This is a genomic window from Pseudomonas sp. NFIX49, assembly GCF_900115915.1.
GTDB lineage: Bacteria > Pseudomonadota > Gammaproteobacteria > Pseudomonadales > Pseudomonadaceae > Aquipseudomonas > Aquipseudomonas pharyngis.
On the sequence record NZ_FOYE01000003.1, the window covers coordinates 134,627 to 152,582 of the forward strand.

18 protein-coding genes and 1 pseudogene are annotated in these 17,956 nt (G+C 59.5%); 9 read left to right on the forward strand and 10 right to left on the reverse strand.

The genetic code is table 11. From position 1 onward, the window contains the following. Position 1: 1 nt before the first annotated feature. Positions 2–862 carry a hypothetical protein gene (locus BMZ46_RS29010; RefSeq protein ID WP_074687822.1) on the forward strand — a complete coding sequence of 287 codons (861 nt, stop codon included), beginning with the start codon at positions 2–4 and terminating at the stop codon, positions 860–862. A gap of 86 nt (positions 863–948) precedes the next feature. Here BMZ46_RS29010 and BMZ46_RS08805 read toward each other — a convergent pair. From BMZ46_RS08805 to BMZ46_RS08830, 6 genes and pseudogenes are all read right to left on the reverse strand, one after another. Then, positions 949–1,128 (reverse strand): annotated as a pseudogene (locus BMZ46_RS08805) (cupin domain-containing protein); the annotation flags it as partial. A 54-nt stretch (positions 1,129–1,182) separates the two neighbouring features. Next, entirely contained in the window at positions 1,183–1,827 is a 645-nt protein-coding gene (locus tag BMZ46_RS08810; protein WP_074687821.1) for a hypothetical protein, read from the reverse strand. A gap of 44 nt (positions 1,828–1,871) precedes the next feature. Continuing rightward, on the reverse strand, positions 1,872–2,420 hold the full coding sequence (locus tag BMZ46_RS08815) for a cupin domain-containing protein (RefSeq protein ID WP_011333561.1): 549 nt from the start codon (positions 2,418–2,420) through the stop codon (positions 1,872–1,874). Positions 2,421–2,625: 205 nt separating this feature from the next. Then, positions 2,626–3,909: an NAD(P)/FAD-dependent oxidoreductase gene (locus tag BMZ46_RS08820; protein ID WP_074687820.1), complete on the reverse strand. Its 1,284-nt coding sequence runs from the start codon at positions 3,907–3,909 to the stop codon at positions 2,626–2,628. A gap of 53 nt (positions 3,910–3,962) precedes the next feature. Next, positions 3,963–5,453, reverse strand: a complete 1,491-nt coding sequence (locus BMZ46_RS08825; RefSeq protein WP_064595397.1) for an aldehyde dehydrogenase — start codon at positions 5,451–5,453, stop codon at positions 3,963–3,965. 270 nt (positions 5,454–5,723) lie between these two features. Further along, positions 5,724–7,100 (reverse strand): glutamine synthetase family protein, encoded by a 1,377-nt coding sequence (locus BMZ46_RS08830; protein WP_011333558.1) that lies wholly within the window; start codon positions 7,098–7,100, stop codon positions 5,724–5,726. Positions 7,101–7,382: 282 nt separating this feature from the next. Between BMZ46_RS08830 and BMZ46_RS08835 the strand changes: the two genes are divergently transcribed. The 5 genes from BMZ46_RS08835 to BMZ46_RS08855 all read left to right on the forward strand — a co-directional run bounded on the left by BMZ46_RS08835 (position 7,383) and on the right by BMZ46_RS08855 (position 12,459). Next, positions 7,383–8,144, forward strand: coding sequence for a gamma-glutamyl-gamma-aminobutyrate hydrolase family protein (locus tag BMZ46_RS08835; protein ID WP_074687819.1), 762 nt, complete (start codon positions 7,383–7,385; stop codon positions 8,142–8,144). Positions 8,145–8,363: 219 nt separating this feature from the next. Then, positions 8,364–9,506 (forward strand): polyamine ABC transporter ATP-binding protein, encoded by a 1,143-nt coding sequence (gene potA / locus BMZ46_RS08840; protein WP_007957110.1) that lies wholly within the window; start codon positions 8,364–8,366, stop codon positions 9,504–9,506. Next, positions 9,503–10,417 carry an ABC transporter permease subunit gene (locus BMZ46_RS08845; protein ID WP_064595393.1) on the forward strand — a complete coding sequence of 305 codons (915 nt, stop codon included), beginning with the start codon at positions 9,503–9,505 and terminating at the stop codon, positions 10,415–10,417. The genes potA and BMZ46_RS08845 overlap by 4 nt, the downstream gene beginning before the upstream one ends. After that, positions 10,414–11,292, forward strand: coding sequence for an ABC transporter permease subunit (locus BMZ46_RS08850; RefSeq protein WP_074687818.1), 879 nt, complete (start codon positions 10,414–10,416; stop codon positions 11,290–11,292). The genes BMZ46_RS08845 and BMZ46_RS08850 overlap by 4 nt, the downstream gene beginning before the upstream one ends. 69 nt (positions 11,293–11,361) lie before the next feature. Further along, on the forward strand, positions 11,362–12,459 hold the full coding sequence (locus BMZ46_RS08855; protein ID WP_039770922.1) for a polyamine ABC transporter substrate-binding protein: 1,098 nt from the start codon (positions 11,362–11,364) through the stop codon (positions 12,457–12,459). Between the two features lie 262 nt (positions 12,460–12,721). Here the strand turns inward: BMZ46_RS08855 and thpR are convergent, their stop codons facing one another. Beyond that, positions 12,722–13,261 (reverse strand): RNA 2',3'-cyclic phosphodiesterase, encoded by a 540-nt coding sequence (gene thpR / locus BMZ46_RS08860; protein ID WP_039770924.1) that lies wholly within the window; start codon positions 13,259–13,261, stop codon positions 12,722–12,724. Between the two features lie 107 nt (positions 13,262–13,368). Here thpR and BMZ46_RS08865 point away from each other — a divergent pair, with 107 nt between their 5' ends. Beyond that, positions 13,369–13,563 (forward strand): hypothetical protein, encoded by a 195-nt coding sequence (locus BMZ46_RS08865; RefSeq protein WP_007957125.1) that lies wholly within the window; start codon positions 13,369–13,371, stop codon positions 13,561–13,563. A 15-nt stretch (positions 13,564–13,578) separates the two neighbouring features. Here BMZ46_RS08865 and BMZ46_RS08870 read toward each other — a convergent pair whose 3' ends face one another. Together BMZ46_RS08870 and BMZ46_RS08875 are read right to left on the reverse strand one after the other, a co-directional pair. After that, the gene (locus BMZ46_RS08870; RefSeq protein WP_064595389.1) at positions 13,579–13,932 is read right to left on the reverse strand and encodes a DUF1428 domain-containing protein; all 354 of its coding nucleotides are present in this window, start codon (positions 13,930–13,932) and stop codon (positions 13,579–13,581) included. Between the two features lie 2 nt (positions 13,933–13,934). Then, complete coding sequence (locus tag BMZ46_RS08875) at positions 13,935–15,014, reverse strand: hypothetical protein (RefSeq protein WP_039770928.1); 1,080 nt, start codon at positions 15,012–15,014, stop codon at positions 13,935–13,937. Between the two features lie 223 nt (positions 15,015–15,237). Between BMZ46_RS08875 and BMZ46_RS08880 the strand changes: the two genes are divergently transcribed. Beyond that, complete coding sequence (locus BMZ46_RS08880) at positions 15,238–15,510, forward strand: hypothetical protein (RefSeq protein ID WP_039770930.1); 273 nt, start codon at positions 15,238–15,240, stop codon at positions 15,508–15,510. Between the two features lie 43 nt (positions 15,511–15,553). Here BMZ46_RS08880 and BMZ46_RS08885 read toward each other — a convergent pair whose 3' ends face one another. Further along, positions 15,554–15,760 (reverse strand): hypothetical protein, encoded by a 207-nt coding sequence (locus BMZ46_RS08885; RefSeq protein WP_039770932.1) that lies wholly within the window; start codon positions 15,758–15,760, stop codon positions 15,554–15,556. 234 nt (positions 15,761–15,994) lie between these two features. Between BMZ46_RS08885 and BMZ46_RS08890 the strand changes: the two genes are divergently transcribed. Continuing rightward, entirely contained in the window at positions 15,995–17,749 is a 1,755-nt protein-coding gene (locus BMZ46_RS08890) for an L-lactate permease (protein WP_039770934.1), read from the forward strand. Positions 17,750–17,956 lie beyond the last annotated feature (207 nt).

The window sequence follows — 17,956 nt, forward strand, 5'->3', positions numbered from 1 at the left end:
GATGAGAAAAGTAATACCAAATGCCGAATGGTACAAAAGCAAAAGTGCAGACGGCAACGTCGCTAGTGCATGCCCTTATGCCAACGCACATAAATGCCCGAGATATTATTCAAGCTTATATTTGCTTGGAAAAACAAAAGTCACGACTTCCATTGCAGAAGATAAAATAAAAGCACTTGACGAATTCTGGGAAAAATCTGAAATACTACCAATCATCGCAGAAGACGACAGCAGCATTTTTGGTAGCGATGGAAAGAAATCATATATAAATTTTTGCCCGGAAATAGCTTTTTCATATCTAGGGTATTATGCAAACAACCTGATTAGCTACGCAGATGAAATAGATCAAGATATTGGCCAGCGAATTGCAGAGAAAGAAAATCTAGATAACAACTGGCGGCACTACTGGAGCAGCGTATCAGCCTGCCACTATTTAGAATGCACAGCTTTCAATCAAACAGAGATATTTAATAAAAAAAATGCAACCACACTTGAAAAGCTAGCACACCAAAACATTATCAAGCTTATTGAAAGAATGGAGCTATGCCTCGAAAACAGCGACCCAACGGGAACACTACATGCAGCAGCAAACATTTTGGAAACCATGGCAAAAGACCTTCTTGGAGTTCCGAGCATACAAAACCAGACACTAGGAAGCTTTATAAGTAAATATGAAAATGAATCAAAACTCCCGCCCATCCTAAAAAGCGTCGCAAAGGAGATTTACAATTTAAGAAACAGCACCCCACTGAGCGGGCACGGCAGCATTGCCCAACCAGACATAACACTACATGACGCAATTATAATTTCGGCAAGTACAAAATTTATTGTTGAGGTCGAATACCGGCTAAAAAAAACCTAGGAAGCAACCTATGAAAGTAGCCCCCCCTGTGATTTCTTTTGCAAGGAAAAAAATCAAATACGTAATAATCAGAAGCAAAAACTTCGTCAAAAATTCGCCGGCGTATTCGCACTAATAATCTCCGCCTCATCCGCCCCGACATTCTGGAACTTGTGCGGCAGCGTCGTTGGAAAATAATACCCATCCCCCGCACTCAACACACTCACCGACCCATCCACCGTCAACTCCACAGTCCCACGCGTCACCAACCCAAGCTCCTCACCTTCCGAGGACAGACTCACACAAATAGATCTGCACCTTTTCTGCATTTCTCTAACAAATCACTCGAGTTTTTTTTCGCATACATATGTGAAATGCGCCAATTTATAATCTGTAATTTCATTCATCATAACCTTGCAGTCTTTACCCTTGAAGCTCTCAGAAACAACGCTACCCGGGTACATATTCCACAATTTATTATTCACAAGAACGCTTGCAGAATCATTCAGATACAAAGAAGTAACAGAAACTACCATATCCAGTCCTGAAATTTTCTTAGATGCGTGCTCTGCAATAGAAAACTCGGAAGCATCACTATACAAACTGGACAAAAAATCACTTTTTTTCTTTAGGTCACTCTTCGCGACCTCAACTTGGCCTTGTAAATCTAATACTTTTCGGTCGTGCTCAGCTCTGACTCTATCCATTTCCAGATTTTTTTCCGAAAGGTCCGATCGGGCCTGACTTAACTCGACCTTCAATTTTTCATAATCAAAAATAGTTGATAGTTTTTGATCAAGATGGGCAGAAGCAGCGTCTATTCTCTTTATCGTCTCAGGCAGCGTCCATTTGTCAGCTTTCTCATAGCCCTCAACAATGGATGTTAATTCCGCAAGCCTATCATTTCGCATATTCCAGGTAGCTGTCGCAACAGCACAAACCAAAGCAAAACCACCCACCGTCACTTGTGTAAAGCTGAACTGCATTGACTATTCCCTTAATCAAAAAAAATTATGGCGACCAACAACCTTTAAAAATTCGCCGGCGTATTCGCACTAATAATCTCCGCCTCATCCGCTCCAATATTCCGGAACTTATGCGGCAGTGTCGTCGGAAAGTAATACCCATCCCCCGCACTCAACACGCTCACCTGCCCATCCACCGTCAACTCCACGGTGCCGCGCGTCACCAACCCGCACTCTTCACCTTCCGCGTGAACAATCGGCTCTTCCCCGGAACTCGCGCCCGGTGCGTATTGCTCGCGCAGCAAGCGCATCTGGCGGCTGGGGACCGAGGCGCCGATCAGCAGCAGGCGCAGGCCGTGGCGGCCGAGGTCGGGTTGTTCGTTGGCGCGGAAGACGTATTGGTGTTCGCGGGGGGGCTGGTCGAAGGTGAAGAAGTCGGCCAGGGACATCGGGATGCCTTCGAGCAGCTTTTTCAGTGAGCTGACGGAAGGACTGACACGATTCTGTTCGATCAGGGAGATGGTGGCATTGGTCACGCCGCTACGCCGGGCCAGCTCGCGCTGGGAGAGTTTGTAGCTTTCGCGTACTAGTTTGAGTCGAGAACCCGTATCCATGACAGCCTTATGTGAGAACGACTTAAGGGCGATGGGGGTGGGTGGCGGGTGCCGCGCAAGGCGCGCGGATCACGTTGCTCCCGTGTCCCGGAACCGTGAAAGGCGGCTATTAAATCACGTTTGTCGGTGTTGCTCAGCAGGTTCGATAGACGGCACATGAAAAAGCCGGCGACGCCCTTTTTGGGGCAGCCGCCGGGGAGGTAACTCAGATGCCGAAACGGTCGCGCAGCGAGTAGTACACGGCGCCGAGGGCGGTCAGCGGCGCGGAGAAGGTGCGGCCGCCGAGCATCGGCATGTGTGGCAGGGAGGCGAAGGCGTCGAAGCGTTCGGCGTCGCCGCGGATCATTTCCGAGATCAGTTTGCCGGCCAGGTGCGAGCAGGTGACGCCGTGGCCGCTGTAGCCCTGCATGTAGTAGGCGTTTTTTTCGATGCGGCCGAATTGCGGCATGCGTGACATGGTCAGCAGGAAGTTGCCGGTCCAGCGGTAGTCGATTTTCACGTCCTTGAGCTGCGGGAAGGTCTTGAGGATCTTCGGGCGGATCAGGGTTTCGATGTCGTCCGGTTCACGGGCGCCGTAAACCACGCCGCCGCCGTAGAGCAGACGGTTGTCGGCGGTGAGGCGGTAGTAGTCGAGCAGGTAGTTGCAGTCTTCGACGCAGTAGTTGTTGGTGATCAGGCTGCGGGCCTGTTTTTCGGTCAACGGTTCGGTGACGCAGATCTGCGAGCCGCACGGCATGCTCTTGGCCGTCACGCGATTGTCGAGGCCTTGCGGCAGATAGGCGTTGCCGGCGATCAGCAGGTACTTGGCGCGGACCTGGCCTTTGGCGGTGCGCACGACGTTGGGCTCGCCGTATTTGATTTCCACGGCAGCGGACTGCTCGTAGATCTTGCCGCCCAGACGCACGATGGCCGCGGCTTCACCGAGGGCCAGGTTCAGCGGGTGAATGTGGCCGCCCTGCATGTCCAGCAGACCGCCGACGTAGGCGTCGGAACCGACTTCGCGACGGATGTCCGCAGCGTCGAGCATCTTCAGGTTTTTATTGCCGTAACGTTCCCAGCTGCGTTTTTGTTCGGCCAGGCCGTTCAATTGTTTCTTGTTCATCGCTGCGAAGATGCCGCCCGGGCGGTAGTCGCATTTGATGTCGTATTCCTTGATGCGCGAACGAATGATGTCGGCGCCTTCGAAGATCATGCTGCCGAGGATTTCCGCGGTCTTGTCGCCGTAGCGCTCTTCGATCACGTCGACGTCACGGCTGTAGGAGTTGACCAGTTGGCCACCGTTGCGACCGCTGGCGCCGTAGCCGACTTTCGCCGCTTCCAGCACCGTCACCTTGTAGCCGGCTTCGCTCAGGAACAGCGCCGAGGACAGGCCGGTGTAGCCGGCGCCGATGATGCAGACATCGCACTCCACCGAATCTTCAAGCGTCGGGAAGTCGATGACTTCGTTGCGGGTGGCGGCGTAATAACTGTTGACGTGTTGTTGTTTCATTATTGTTCTCCGAGGAACGCCGGAAAAACCGGCGTCCACCGTTGTAAATAGAATTAGAGCTTGATCCAGGTCGCTTTCAGCTCGGTGTACTTGTCGAACGCGTGCAGCGATTTGTCGCGACCGTTGCCCGACTGCTTGAAGCCACCGAACGGCGCGGTCATGTCACCGCCGTCGTACTGGTTGACCCACACGCTGCCGGCGCGCAGGCCACGGGCGAAGGTGTGAGCCTTGCTCAGGTTGCTGGTCCAGACCCCGGCAGCGAGGCCAAAGATGCTGTCGTTGGCGATGTGCAGTGCTTCTTCAACGGTGTCGAAGGTGATCAGCGACAGCACCGGGCCGAAGATTTCTTCCTTGGCGATGGTCATGGCGTTGGTCACGCCGTCGAAAATCGTCGGCTCGATGTAAGTGCCGCCGGTTTCCTCGAGGGTGCGTCGGCCGCCGGCGATCAGTTCGGCGCCCTGCTCGCGGCCGATGCTGATGTAGCGCAGCACGTTGTCCAGTTGACGCTGATCGACCACGGCGCCGACGGTGGTCGCCGGATCCAGGGCGTGCCCCGGTTTCCACGCTTGCAGCGCTTCCACCAGCAGCGGGATGAATTGCTCGCGGATCGAACGCTCCACCAGCAGGCGCGAGCCGGCGGTGCAGACTTCGCCCTGGTTGAACGCAATGGCGCCGGCCGCCGCTTGTGCTGCCGCGCGCAAGTCCGGTGCGTCGGCAAACACCACGTTCGGGCTCTTGCCCCCGGCTTCGAGCCAGACGCGTTTCATGTTGCTTTGGCCGGCATAAATCATCAGTTGCTTGGCAATCGCGGTGGAGCCGGTGAAGGCCAGCACATCGACGTCCATGTGCAGCGCCAGCGCCTTGCCGACGGTGTGACCGAAGCCTGGCAGGACGTTGAACACGCCTTTCGGAATGCCGGCATCCAGCGCCAGTTGCGCGATGCGGATCGCGGTCAGCGGGGATTTTTCCGAAGGCTTGAGGATGAACGAGTTACCTGCCGCCAGCGCCGGGGCGAATTTCCAGCTGGCCATGATCAGCGGGAAGTTCCACGGCACGATCGCAGCAACTACGCCGGACGGCTCGCGAGTGACCAGACCGAGTTGATCGTGCGGGGTGGCGGCGACTTCGTCGTAGATCTTGTCGATCGCTTCGGCGCTCCAGCGGATCGCGTTGGCGGTCGCCGGGATGTCGATGCTCATCGAGTCGCTGATCGGTTTGCCCATGTCGAGGGTTTCGAGCAGCGCCAGTTCTTCCTGGTGTTGCAGGATCAGGTCGGCGAAGCGGATCAGGATGCGTTTGCGTTCGGCCGGGGCCTTGTTCGCCCACACGCCGGAATTGAAGGATTGGCGCGCGGCTTCGACGGCGAGGTTGGCGTCGGCTTCATCGGTGCTGGCGACGGAGGCCAGGAAACGGCCGTCGACGGGGCTCAGGCATTCGAAGGTTTCGCCGCTGATGGCCGGGCGGTATTCGCCGTTGATGAAGGCACGGGATTCGAGGGTCAGGGACTGGAAGCGTTGTTCCCAGTCGTTGCGGGTCGTTGTCATGGTGGTGGCTCGACGCGGGGGAATTTGGGGGTGTCTGGTGTGTGTGTGTTCGGCTTGAGATGGCTGCCCTCACCCTAGCCCTCTCCCGGGGGGAGAGGGGACCGACCGGGGGATGCTGGAGAGCTCCGCCGACCTGAAACATCTCTTCCGAATCCATAATCGACTGGATCGGTCAGGTCGCCGGAAATCCCGAGACAACTCGGTCAGTCCCCTCTCCCTCCGGGCGGTCCGACGTATCGGGAGGGTTAGGGTGAGGGGCTTTTAAAGGCCTCACACCGTATGCAGATACCAGTTGTACTCAAGGTCAGAGATCGAGTTTTCGAACTCGGCCAGCTCGCTTTCCTTGCACGCGACGAACACGTCGATGTACATCGGGTCGATGTAGCGGGCCATGACTTCGCTGTCGTCCAGCTCACGCAGGGCGTCGCGCAGGTTGTTCGGCAGGCTCTGTTCGTTCTGCTCGTAGCTGTTGCCTTCAACCGGGGCGCCCGGCTCGATTTCGTTGGTCAGGCCGTGGTGGATACCGGCCAGCACCGAAGCCATGAGCAGGTACGGGTTGGCGTCGGCACCGGCGACACGGTGCTCGATGCGCACGGCATCCGGCGAACCGGTCGGCACACGGACAGCCACGGTACGGTTGTCGATGCCCCAGCTCGGCGAGTTCGGCACGTAGAACTGTGCGCCGAAGCGGCGGTACGAGTTGACGTTCGGGCACAGGAAAGCCATTTGCGCAGGCAGGGTCTCCAGCACACCGCCGATCGCGTGGCGTAGCGCGGCGTTCTGCTCGGGATCCTCGCTGGCGAAGATGTTGTTGCCTTCTTTGTCCAGGATCGAAATGTGCACGTGCAGACCGTTGCCCGCCTGGCCCGGATACGGCTTGGCCATGAAGGTGGTGTCCATCTCGTGGTCGTAGGCGATGTTCTTCACCAGACGCTTGAGCAGGACGGCGTAGTCGCACGCCTTGATCGGGTCGGACACGTGGTGCAGGTTGACTTCGAATTGCGCCGGGGCGCTTTCCTTGACGATGGCGTCGGCAGGAATGCCCTGCTCCTTCGCGCCTTCGAGGATGTCTTGCAGGCAGTCGACGTACTCGTCGAGGTCGTCGATCAGGTAGACCTGGGTCGACACCGGACGCTTGCCGGAGACTGGCGAACGCGGCGATTGCGGACGGCCGTTCACGTTATCCTGGTCGATCAGGTAGAACTCGAGTTCGAACGCGGCGCAGATAGTCAGGCCCAGTGCGTCGAACTTGCGCACCACGTTGGCCAGCACTTCACGCGGGTCGGCAAAGAACGGCTCGCCTTCCAGTTCGTGCATGGTCATCAGCAGTTGCGCGGTCGGACGCTTCTGCCAGGGCTCGATGCTCAGGGTGCCGGGGATCGGGTAGCAGATGCGGTCGGCGTCGCCGATGTCCAGGCCCAGGCCGGTGCTTTCCACCGTGGAGCCATTGATGTCGAGGGCAAAGAGCGAGGCCGGCAGGTTGATGCCTTTCTCGTAAACCTTGTGAAGACTGGTGCGCTCGATGCGCTTGCCGCGCACCACACCGTTCATGTCTGCAATCAGAAGGTCGACGTACAAAACCTCAGGATGTTTCTTAAGGAATGCGTTTGCTTCGTTGAGTTGAACGGCACGCAGAGGGACCGACATGATGCACCTATTTAGCTGTTAATTATTATGTTCACTGCTGTTTCGCTGAGCCAGTCAACCCGAACGGCAAAGTGAAGTCAATAGCGAACACAGGGCCGCCCAGCGTTTATTTTTCGGGCTTTTTTTAACACTCTCGTGCCAATACAGGCGCCAGAGCCCCGGTCTTGATAAAGATTTGATGAGCGGCGTTTAGAATTTTTTACATGGGAGTTGTTAATTAAAATCAACGAGGCTAAGCTCCGGAAAAGCTCGTTCAAGTGTCAAACTTCGAGGTGAATAAAAATGGCATTCAAGCCATTGATCGGCGTTACTGCGTGCGTCAAACAGATTGGCCTGCACCCCTATCACATCAGCGGCGACAAGTACGTTCGCGCTGTCAGCGTTGCGGCGCTGGGGTTGCCCGTCGTCATTCCTTCCCTTGGCCAACTGACTGAAATCGAAGACCTGCTGGGTCAGCTCGACGGTCTGTTGCTGACCGGCTCGCCGTCCAACGTGGAGCCTTTCCACTATCAGGGCCCGGACAGCGCTCCCGGCACGGACCACGATCCGGCGCGGGATGCCACTACCCTTCCTCTATTGCGTGCAGCCATCGCGGCGGGCGTTCCGGTACTCGGCATCTGCCGCGGTTTCCAGGAAATGAACGTGGCGTTTGGCGGCAGCCTGCACCAGAAGGTGCATGAGCTGCCGGGCATGCTCGATCACCGCGAAGCCGACAGCCCGGACGTCGCCGTGCAATACGCCCCGGCCCACGCCGTGAAGGTATTGCCGGGTGGTGTGTTCGAAGCGCTGGAGCTGCCGGGTGAATTCCAGGTCAACTCGATTCACAGTCAGGGCATCGACCGCCTCGCTCCCGGCCTGCGCGCCGAAGCCGTGGCGCCGGATGGCCTGATCGAGGCGGTCTCGGTGGAGCACAGCCCGACCTTCGCCCTCGGCGTGCAATGGCACCCGGAATGGCAGGTGCTGGACAACCCGAACTACCTGCGGATTTTCCAGGCATTCGGCGAGGCTTGCCGCCAGCGTGCGGCGCGACGCAACCAGCGCTGACGCCACCCAAAGATTGCAAAACCATTTACTGCCCCCGCGGGGTCGGCGGTTGCGCGCTTGCGCATCCGTCATCCGCGATCAGCAACACACCGCGAAAACAAAAAGCACCACCCGGCAGCCAGGACGGCGGCGCCGAACAACCCGCACGGTGCGGGTCTGCAATCCACTCTTAAGCCAGGCCGCGTTGGCCCGGCGACTGAAACCTGTTGGGAGTTTCACATGGCAAACGCCTCCAGCACTTACAGGAAGGCTCTTGAAGGTCATCAGCAACCGAAAAAGGTTCTGGTGAAAGTCGATCGAGTCACCAAGAAGTTCGACGAAACCACGGCGGTGGACGATGTGTCCCTGGAGATCCATCAGGGCGAAATCTTCGCCCTGCTCGGCGGCTCCGGCTCGGGCAAATCGACCCTGCTGCGCATGCTCGCCGGTTTCGAACGGCCGACTGAAGGACGCATTCTGCTCGACGGTGTCGACATCACCGACATGCCGCCGTACGAGCGGCCGATCAACATGATGTTCCAGTCCTACGCCCTGTTCCCGCACATGACTGTTGCGCAGAACATCGCCTTCGGCCTCAAGCAGGACCGTTTGCCGGCCAGCGAAATTGACGCCCGCGTCGAAGAAATGCTGCGCCTCGTCCACATGACCCAATATGCCAAACGCCGCCCGCATCAGCTGTCCGGCGGCCAGCGTCAGCGCGTGGCCCTCGCCCGCTCGCTGGCCAAGCGTCCGAAGCTGTTGCTGCTCGACGAACCGATGGGCGCGCTGGATAAAAAGCTGCGCTCGCAAATGCAGCTGGAACTGGTTGAGATTATCGAACGCGTCGGCGTGACTTGCGTGATGGTGACCCATGACCAGGAAGAGGCCATGACCATGGCCGAGCGCATCGCGATCATGCACCTGGGCTGGATCGCCCAGATCGGCAGCCCGGTCGACATCTATGAAGCGCCGGTCAGCCGCATGGTCTGCGAATTCATCGGCAACGTGAACGCCTTCGACGGCACCGTGGTCGAGGACCTTGAAGGTCACGCGATCATCCACAGCCCGGACTTGCAGCAGAAGATCTACGTCGGTCATGGCGTCAGCACTTCGGTGCAGGACAAGTCGATCACCTACGCGATCCGTCCGGAAAAAATGCTCGTCAGCACGATCAAGCCGGAGACCCGCTACAACTGGTCCGAAGGCAAGGTGCATGACATCGCCTACCTCGGCGGCCACTCGGTGTTCTACGTCGAGTTGCCGAGCGGCAAGATCGTCCAGTCGTTCATGGCCAACGCCGAACGCCGTGGCGCGCGGCCGACCTGGGACGACAAGGTCTACGTCTGGTGGGAAGACGACAGCGGCGTGGTACTGCGCTCATGAGAACCTTCAATCAGCAATTCCTGCGTCTGGTGCCCAGCGGGCGAAAGTTCGTCATCGGCATCCCGTTCATCTGGCTGTTCCTGTTCTTCATGCTGCCGTTCTTCCTGGTGATGAAGATCAGTTTCTCGGAAGCCGCGCTGTCGATCCCGCCGTACTCGGAGATCTACACCTACGCCGAACAGAAATTCCAGCTGCTGCTGAACATCGGCAACTACACCCTGCTCGGCGAAGACGAGCTGTACCTGTCGGCCTACCTCGGGTCGTTGAAGGTGGCGCTGCTCAGTACGCTGATGTGCCTGGTGATCGGTTTCCCGATGGCCTACGCGATCACCAAGACCGGCAAGGAAACGCAAAACGTCCTGCTGCTGTTGATCATGATGCCGACCTGGACCGCGATCCTGATCCGCGTGTATGCGTGGATGGGCATCCTCAGCAACAACGGTCTGCTCAACGCGTTCCTGATGTGGACCGGGCTCACCGATCACCCGATCGAGATCCTCAACACCAACACGGCCGTGTATATCGGCGTGGTCTACGCCTACCTGCCTTTCATGGTGCTGCCGCTCTACGCCAACCTGGTGAAGCACGACGGAAGCCTGCTGGAAGCCGCGCAGGATCTGGGTTCGAGCAACTTCAACAACTTCTGGAAAATCACCGTGCCGCTGGCCAAGAACGGCATCATCGCCGGCTGCATGCTGGTGTTCATTCCGGTGGTGGGCGAGTTCGTGATTCCGGAACTGCTGGGCGGCCCGGAGACCCTGATGATCGGTCGCGTGCTGTGGCAAGAGTTCTTCAATAACCGCGACTGGCCGGTGGCGTCCGCGCTGGCGGTGGTGATGCTGTTGATCCTGATTGTGCCGATTCTGCTGTTCAACCGCAGCCAGGCCAAAGAGATGGAGGCACGGGGATGAAACGCTTCGGTTTTGCAAAGTTCATGTTGATCTTCGGCCTGACGTTCATTTATCTGCCGATGCTGATTCTGGTGATCTACTCGTTCAACGCCTCGAAACTGGTGACGGTCTGGGGTGGCTGGTCGGTGAAGTGGTACGTCGGCCTGCTCGACAACACCCAACTGATGGGCTCGGTGGTGCGCTCGCTGGAAATCGCCTGCTACACCGCGATTGCCGCCGTGGCGCTGGGCACCCTCGCCGCTTTCGTGCTGACCCGCGTAACGCGCTTCAAGGGTCGTACGCTGTTCGGTGGTCTGGTCACCGCGCCGCTGGTGATGCCTGAGGTGATCACCGGTCTGTCGCTGTTGCTGCTGTTCGTGGCGATGGCGCAACTGATCGGCTGGCCGCAGGAGCGTGGCATCGTCACGATCTGGATCGCCCACACCACGTTTTGTGCCGCTTATGTGGCGGTGGTAGTCTCCGCCCGCTTGCGCGAGCTGGACCTGTCGATCGAAGAAGCGGCGATGGATCTGGGCGCGAAACCGTTCAAGGTGTTTTTCCTGATCACCATCCCGATGATCGCGCCGTCGCTGGCGGCGGGCGGCATGATGTCGTTCGCCCTGTCGCTGGATGACCTGGTGCTGGCGAGCTTCGTCTCGGGCCCGGGTTCGACGACCCTGCCGATGGAAGTCTTCTCGGCCGTGCGTCTGGGCGTTAAGCCCGAGATCAACGCCGTGGCCAGCCTGATTCTGCTGGCAGTGTCGCTGGTGACCTTCCTGGTCTGGTACTTCGGCCGCAAGGCAGAAGCCAACCGCAAGCGGGCGATTCAGGAAGCCATGGATCAGACCGCCAACGAATCGTGGCAGCAACCTCAACGAGTGGCAGCGACGGCCTAGGGCCGTCGCGTTTTACGGCTTTGCGCTTTGGCTTAAAAGCTTTTGAATAAAAAGAATGGAGTTTCACCGATGAAAATGTTTGGCAGGACTCTGCTGACACTGTCCTTATTGGGCGCAATCGCCACGGGCGCCCAGGCCAACGACAAGGTGCTGCGCGTTTACAACTGGTCGGATTACATCGCCCCGGACACCGTCAAGAAGTTCGAGGACGAGACCGGCATCCGCGTGACCTACGATGTGTTCGACAGCAACGAAACCCTTGAGGCACGTCTGCTCGCGGGCAAATCCGGCTACGACATCGTGGTGCCGTCCAACAGTTTCCTGGCCAAGCAGATCAAGGCCGGGGTCTACCAGACTCTGGATAAATCGAAGCTGCCAAACTGGAAAAACCTCAACCCGGTGCTGCTGAAAAACGCCTCCGCCAGTGATCCAGACAACGCCCACGCGTTCCCGTACATGTGGGGCTCGATCGGCATCGGCTTCAACCCGGACAAGGTCAAGGAAGTGCTCGGCAAGAATGCGCCGACCAATTCCTGGGATCTGCTGTTCAAACCGGAGAATGCCGAGAAGCTGAAGGCCTGCGGCATCAGTTTCCTCGACTCGCCGACCGAAATGCTCCCGGCCGCCCTGCACTACCTGGGTTATCCGGTGAACGACAAGGACGTGAAGCACATCGCCGAAGCCGAAGCGCTGTTCATGAAAATCCGGCCGTCGGTGGCGTATTTCCATTCGTCGAAGTACATCTCCGATCTGGCCAACGGCAACATCTGCGTAGCCGTCGGCTACTCGGGTGACGTGTTGCAGGCCAAGGCCCGCGCGGTGGAATCGGGCAACAAGGTCGAGATCGACTACAGCATTCCCAAGGAAGGCGCCGGCAGTTTCTATGACATGGTCGCCATCCCGCGCGATGCCGCCAACGTCGAGAACGCCTACCTGTTCATGAACTTCCTGATGCGCCCGGACATCATCGCCGAAGTCACCAACAGCATCGGCTACAGCAACGCCAACGAAGCCGCGACGCCGCTGGTGGACGAAGCGATCCGCAACGACCCGGGCTCGTACCCGCCGCAAGCGGTGATGGCCACGCTGTATGCGGTGCCGGATCAGCCGATTGCCACGCAACGGATCATGACCCGGGGCTGGACCCGCGTGAAACTCGGCAAGTAATGGCACCACCGATGATCGTTCCCACGCTCTGCGTGGGAATGCCTCAAGGGACGCTCCGCGTTCCAGCTCCGGAAGGGACGCGGAGCGTCCCGGGCTGCATTCCCACGCGGAGCGTGGGAACGATCAGACAGTCAGCGATCAGTCTAGAAAGTTTCCGTTCACGCAGCGCCTTACCACCGCTGCCCCCTGCTCTGAACGGCCTCACCTGGCTCTCCTCGGTTCAGGTGAATTCAGGCGCCCTCGGGCGCCTTTTTTTGTGAGCTCAGATCAGTGGCCAATCGGCCAGCGAGCGGTAGCGGCCCTTGTGGGATTCGAACAGCGCAAAGCGTTCAGCGCGCAGGAAGAACTCCGGCGGCGTGGCGGATTCCGGTTCCGGCGCGCGATAGTCCCGGGCCAGCGTCAGATGCGGACGATACTCACGCGTCGCCTCTTCAAAACCGAACGGCAACATCGCCTGCTCCAGCGCATACACCAGCCGCAGCAATGCCTGCGGTGCCTGCTCCGGCGCCAGCGACAACACTCCGGCGCGTCGCCAGACCTGCAACCGATCCAGTGAAATCCTCAGCGCCTCGCCCGGCGTGCGCACCTTCGCCGCCGCCTCACAGACTTCGCCAATCTGCGCCAACGGCACCGCGCCGAGAAACAGCAGCGTCAGGTGAAAGTTGTCCGCCGGCACCGGTTTGCCGGTGCGCAACCCCAGTTCGCTGCGCCACTGGGCAATCGCCTTGCGCTGCGCCGGCGGGCAGTCCAGGGCGAAGAACAGCCGCTTGAATGGTTGATCCCCGCGCGTTTCGTCCGTCATGGCCACGCTCCTTCGTTCGTCGAGATCCCTGGATTCTACACGCCCGTTTCTGGCGACTCTCGGCATGGGGTTTATAGTTCAACGATTGCCATCAACCGGAGGACGTCATGCGCGAGATCCTCAGCAAGGAACCCTGGTGGGCCCGACCGCCGAATCCCGGACAGGATGAGAGTGAACTGGAATGGGGCTGGCTGGTGCATTACAGCGAAGGTGAGCCGCGTTTCGAATTCGTGCGCGAGCGGCCGACGGACGAGCAGATCCGCAACCGCAAAGGTTGCCGGATCACCCCGTCGGCGGAGTGACCCGGCAACGCGGCATCAAGGCTCGAGAATGTCCTTGAAGCCACCGAAGATCATCCGCTGCCCATCGAACGGCATCGGGTTGACGTCCGGTTGCATGCGCGGGTCTTCCATCATTTTCGCCATGCCGGCGTCGCGGGTGGCCTTGTCCGGCCAGACCAGCCAACCGGCCGATACGACTTCGCCTTCCTTGAGTTTTACGGCCATCGGGAATGACGTGACTTTGCCGTCCGGCACGTCATCGCCCCAGCCCTGAATCACCTCCAGAGCGCCGTATTCCTTGAACAGCTTGGCGGCGATTTCGCAGTGTTTTTTGTACTGTTCGCGGTTGGCATTCGGCACGGGCGCCACGAACACATCGATGTAAGCCATGATCATTCTCCTTGCAGGGTGGGTTCGATCTGCTGAGTAGTCGACTCGGGCGGCCGCCATTCGACACGGTTGACGCCCAACCCGACCGACGGCTCGTCCCGCCCGCCCAGATTGCCCTCGACCTGCGCCGCCATGTGCAGCGTGCCGGCCATCACGCCGGTGGTCGGGTTTTGCACCAGTTTCAGCCAGGCCTTGTCGAAGGTGTTGCCCAGGCTGCTGCGGATCAGCGCTTCGCTGTCCGGGCGGTCGTTGGCCTGAATGATTGCGCGCACGCCCGCCACGCCGACCGAAATCAGCGCCCCGGCCAGTTTGCCTGCCGCTGCCGCCACCGCACTGGCAGCGCCGCGCGGGGCCATTTCCGCCTCCATGCGCTGGCTGGCGCGCTTGGCCACCGGGGCCATGGCCGACTCCGTCGAGGTCACGCCTTTGGAGCCGCCGTCGGTGTGAATCTTGTCGATCAGCGCCGCGTAGGCCGGCAGCGTGTTCAACGGTTCAGTGCTGACAACCTGATACAGCGAGGCGTCCCGGGCCGGCGGCGGGCCAAGGGCGATGGCGGGGATTTTCTGCAACCGCCCGTTGAGCTGGGCAACGGGCACGCCGTGGCGCTGGGCAATGACTGGCATCTGCTGCGCCATCAGTTGCGCGTAGAACGCGGTGGACTGGCCGAGGATCGCGTCCGGGTCGATCTCCACCGCCACCGGCGCCAGCACGCGTTCCTGATATTGCTCCAGCAGATAGGCCGCCAGACGTTTGGCCGAAGCATCCTGCTCGCCGCTGGCACTGATCGTGTACCAGCTGACCTTCATCGACAGCCATTCCTGGGTCCAGTAACTGCTGAACCACGGGATGAAATTTTCTTCAGTTTGCTCATAGACCCGAATGCGCCAATGTTCCATCGAGCCACGGGCGAACACCTTGACCTGCTCGGTGGCCTGTTTCGAGGCGCTGACGATTTCCCGGTCGATCTGCTGCCAGGTCGCCGGCGAAACCACCACCGCCGGCGCGGTCACCGGGGCCCGCGCCGTGGTGGCGCAGCCGGCCAGCAACACCAGTGCGGCGACGAGCAGCGCACGCAGGTTCACGGTGGCGGTCCTTATCTGATCTTTGGTCGCAAGACCTGAAGAATCCGGGGGAGATGACATGAGTATAGGTGCGTGCGGTGCGCCGTTTATCCGCTGGTCAGGGCCGCTCCGGTCCAACCATCAATGCCGTCGATATTCACCATCGCGACGATTGCCTTCCGCATGTTGCTCGCCAAAGGCACGATTAGCCCATCCGAAACACACAGCACGAGGAGTTCACATCATGATCAATACCGTCACCCTCGCCGTGAGTTTCCCGGTCTTCGGCAGCAACTACTACGATCAGCACGCCGTGTCGCGCAAGACCCAGGCGCTGGTGTTCGACGAAGCCTTCGAAGATCTGTTGATGCCCGCCGCGAGCAATCATTTCAGCAATGAAGTGGTCGGCCTCAACGATCAGTTCCGGTTTCTGAGCGACATTCTCGCCACCCATTTGCTGGACATCGAGGCCTCAGTGCCTGCGCGATCCAGCGTCCGGGCGAGCGCTCATTTTTAATGCCAGAGGGCGTTCCCGTCGGGGAACGCCCTCTTCGTTTCAGTCAGTCATCATCCCGGTCGCGGTAATAACGACGCCCGTCGCGGCGGTCGTCATCGCGGTCGTCCCAGCGCCGGTCATGATCGTAGTAACGGCCATGGTCGCGGTCGTAATGCCGGCCATGGCGATGGTCATCATCGAAATCCGCCACACAGCCGCCCAGCAATACGGCGGCGGAAACAGTCAGCAGCAGGCTTGTTGCACGCATCATTCAGAATTTCCCTAAAACCAAGGTCTTGACGACGGAAACGGCAGCGCTGCCCGCACCGAAGAGGCGCGGTGTGCGCTGCCGCAGATACGACCGGGGAAAACGACGATGATTCACCGACCGCCGATGACCGTTGATCGCCTCGCCCGCCTCGCCCGAGCGGCGGCCAAATGCCACCTATACTGCTTGCAACGCGCAAAGGATCTGCCCCTCAAAAACAACAAGTAGAGGTGCGACATGGTCTGGCAACAAGTCTATGACCCGTTCGGCAATCCGGTGATTTCCACGATCATGGCCGCCGTTCCAGTGGTGGTGATGCTGGCGGCGCTGGCCTTCTTTCATGTGAAGGCGCATCTGGCCGCACTGCTGGCGCTGGCCTCGGCGCTGCTGATCTCGATCTTCGCCTTCGGCATGCCCGCCAACATGGCCGGTTCGGCGGCGCTGTTCGGTGCGGCCAACGGGCTGCTGCCGATTGGCTGGATCGTGCTCAACATCATTTTTCTGCATCGCCTGACCACCGAGAACGGCTCGTTCAAGGTGTTACAGGACTCGCTCGCCCGCATCACCGACGACCGGCGCCTGCAATTGCTGCTGATCGCCTTCTGTTTTGGCGCCTTCTTTGAAGGTGCCGCCGGATTCGGCACGCCGGTGGCGGTCACCGGCGCCATTCTGATCGGTCTTGGTTTTTCGCCACTGGCAGCGTCCGGTCTGGCGCTGATCGCCAACACCGCGCCGGTGGCCTTCGGCGCACTGGGCACGCCGATCATTACGCTGGCCAAGGTCACCGGGCTGGATGAGATGGAGCTCTCGATGATGGTGGGACGGCAGCTGCCGTTCTTTTCGGTGCTGGTGCCGTTCTGGCTGATCTGGGCCTTCGCCGGGTGGCGCAAGATGCTGGAGGTATGGCCGGCGATTCTGGTGGCGGGCGTCAGTTTCGCCATCCCGCAGTTTCTGGTTTCGAACTACCACGGGCCGATGCTGGTGGACGTGATCGCCGCGCTGATTTCCATGGCGTGCCTGACGTTGTTCCTCAAGGTGTGGAAACCGGCAACCGTCCACACCTCGGCCGCGCTGTCGGGGCGGCATGACGACTCGAAGGTCGAAGAAGAAAAGGTCACGGCCAGCGCCGCATTCAGCGATCAGGCGCGCCCGGCAGTGATGCGCGCGTGGATGCCGTGGATCATCCTCACGGTGTTCGTGTTTGCCTGGGGCACCCAGGGTTTCAAGAACATGTTCGACACCCGTCCGGCGATGGACCCCGTCAGCCAATCAGCCAGACTTGATCCGCAGGGCAAACCGCTGCGCGAGGCCAATCCGGTGTTCGCCCCGGCCGTGACTTTCAGCTCCCTGCATCTGCAGATCGAAAAAGTCCCACCGGTGGTCGCCGCGCCGAAAGCTGAAGAGGCGGTGTACAAGTTCACATGGTTCACTGCCACCGGCAGCGGCATCCTGCTCGCGGCGATTGTCGGTGGATTGCTGATGGGCTACTCGATCCCCCAACTGATCAAACAGTACCTTCGCACACTGTGGGTGGTGCGCTTTTCGCTGATCACAATTGCCGCGATGCTGGCGCTGGGATTCCTGACCCGCTACTCGGGGCTGGACGCGACCATGGGCCTGGCATTCGCTGCCACGGGGATTTTCTACCCGATGTTCGGCACCTTGCTCGGTTGGCTTGGCGTAGCGCTGACCGGGTCGGATACCGCGTCCAACGTGCTGTTTGGCGGCTTGCAACGGGTGACGTCGGAACAGCTGGGCATCAGCCCGGTCCTGATGGCGGCGGCCAACAGCTCCGGCGGAGTGATGGGCAAAATGGTCGACGCGCAGTCGATCGTGGTCGCCTCGACGGCGACTCGCTGGTACGGGCATGAAGGGGAAATCCTGCGTTACGTGTTCTTCCATTCCATCGTGCTGGCAATCCTGGTCGGCGGCCTGGTGACGTTGCAGGCGTATGTGGCGCCGTTTACGTCCATGGTGGTCGGCGCACATTGAGAATCGCGGGTGCCTCGGTTGTGAGAGCGATCTGACTCACAGCCAAGGCACCCACCTTCATTCCGTCGATTCATGAAGCGTGCGCATGAGGCCATGCGCAAATCAAAGAAAACCTTTTCCTCTCCAGCGTGGTCACTCCTAGAACAGAGCGAGACTGGCAACCACGCCAGCGTACCCGTGCGGGTCTTTCACACCCTGCCGACCTGA

What these genes read in the sequence shown, in the direction of transcription:
- potA (WP_007957110.1), top strand. Translation starts at nt 8,364, where the DNA reads ATGGCAAACGCCTCCAGCACTTACAGGAAGGCTCTTGAAGGTCATCAG.
- BMZ46_RS08835 (WP_074687819.1), top strand. Translation starts at nt 7,383, where the DNA reads ATGGCATTCAAGCCATTGATCGGCGTTACTGCGTGCGTCAAACAGATT.
- BMZ46_RS08890 (WP_039770934.1), top strand. Translation starts at nt 15,995, where the DNA reads ATGGTCTGGCAACAAGTCTATGACCCGTTCGGCAATCCGGTGATTTCC.
- BMZ46_RS08870 (WP_064595389.1), bottom strand. Translation starts at nt 13,932, where the DNA reads ATGGCTTACATCGATGTGTTCGTGGCGCCCGTGCCGAATGCCAACCGC.
- BMZ46_RS08885 (WP_039770932.1), bottom strand. Translation starts at nt 15,760, where the DNA reads ATGATGCGTGCAACAAGCCTGCTGCTGACTGTTTCCGCCGCCGTATTG.
- BMZ46_RS08815 (WP_011333561.1), bottom strand. Translation starts at nt 2,420, where the DNA reads ATGGATACGGGTTCTCGACTCAAACTAGTACGCGAAAGCTACAAACTC.
- BMZ46_RS08830 (WP_011333558.1), bottom strand. Translation starts at nt 7,100, where the DNA reads ATGTCGGTCCCTCTGCGTGCCGTTCAACTCAACGAAGCAAACGCATTC.
- BMZ46_RS08855 (WP_039770922.1), top strand. Translation starts at nt 11,362, where the DNA reads ATGAAAATGTTTGGCAGGACTCTGCTGACACTGTCCTTATTGGGCGCA.
- BMZ46_RS08880 (WP_039770930.1), top strand. Translation starts at nt 15,238, where the DNA reads ATGATCAATACCGTCACCCTCGCCGTGAGTTTCCCGGTCTTCGGCAGC.
- BMZ46_RS08810 (WP_074687821.1), bottom strand. Translation starts at nt 1,827, where the DNA reads ATGCAGTTCAGCTTTACACAAGTGACGGTGGGTGGTTTTGCTTTGGTT.
- BMZ46_RS08850 (WP_074687818.1), top strand. Translation starts at nt 10,414, where the DNA reads ATGAAACGCTTCGGTTTTGCAAAGTTCATGTTGATCTTCGGCCTGACG.
- BMZ46_RS08825 (WP_064595397.1), bottom strand. Translation starts at nt 5,453, where the DNA reads ATGACAACGACCCGCAACGACTGGGAACAACGCTTCCAGTCCCTGACC.
- BMZ46_RS08820 (WP_074687820.1), bottom strand. Translation starts at nt 3,909, where the DNA reads ATGAAACAACAACACGTCAACAGTTATTACGCCGCCACCCGCAACGAA.
- BMZ46_RS29010 (WP_074687822.1), top strand. Translation starts at nt 2, where the DNA reads ATGAGAAAAGTAATACCAAATGCCGAATGGTACAAAAGCAAAAGTGCA.
- thpR (WP_039770924.1), bottom strand. Translation starts at nt 13,261, where the DNA reads ATGACGGACGAAACGCGCGGGGATCAACCATTCAAGCGGCTGTTCTTC.
- BMZ46_RS08865 (WP_007957125.1), top strand. Translation starts at nt 13,369, where the DNA reads ATGCGCGAGATCCTCAGCAAGGAACCCTGGTGGGCCCGACCGCCGAAT.
- BMZ46_RS08845 (WP_064595393.1), top strand. Translation starts at nt 9,503, where the DNA reads ATGAGAACCTTCAATCAGCAATTCCTGCGTCTGGTGCCCAGCGGGCGA.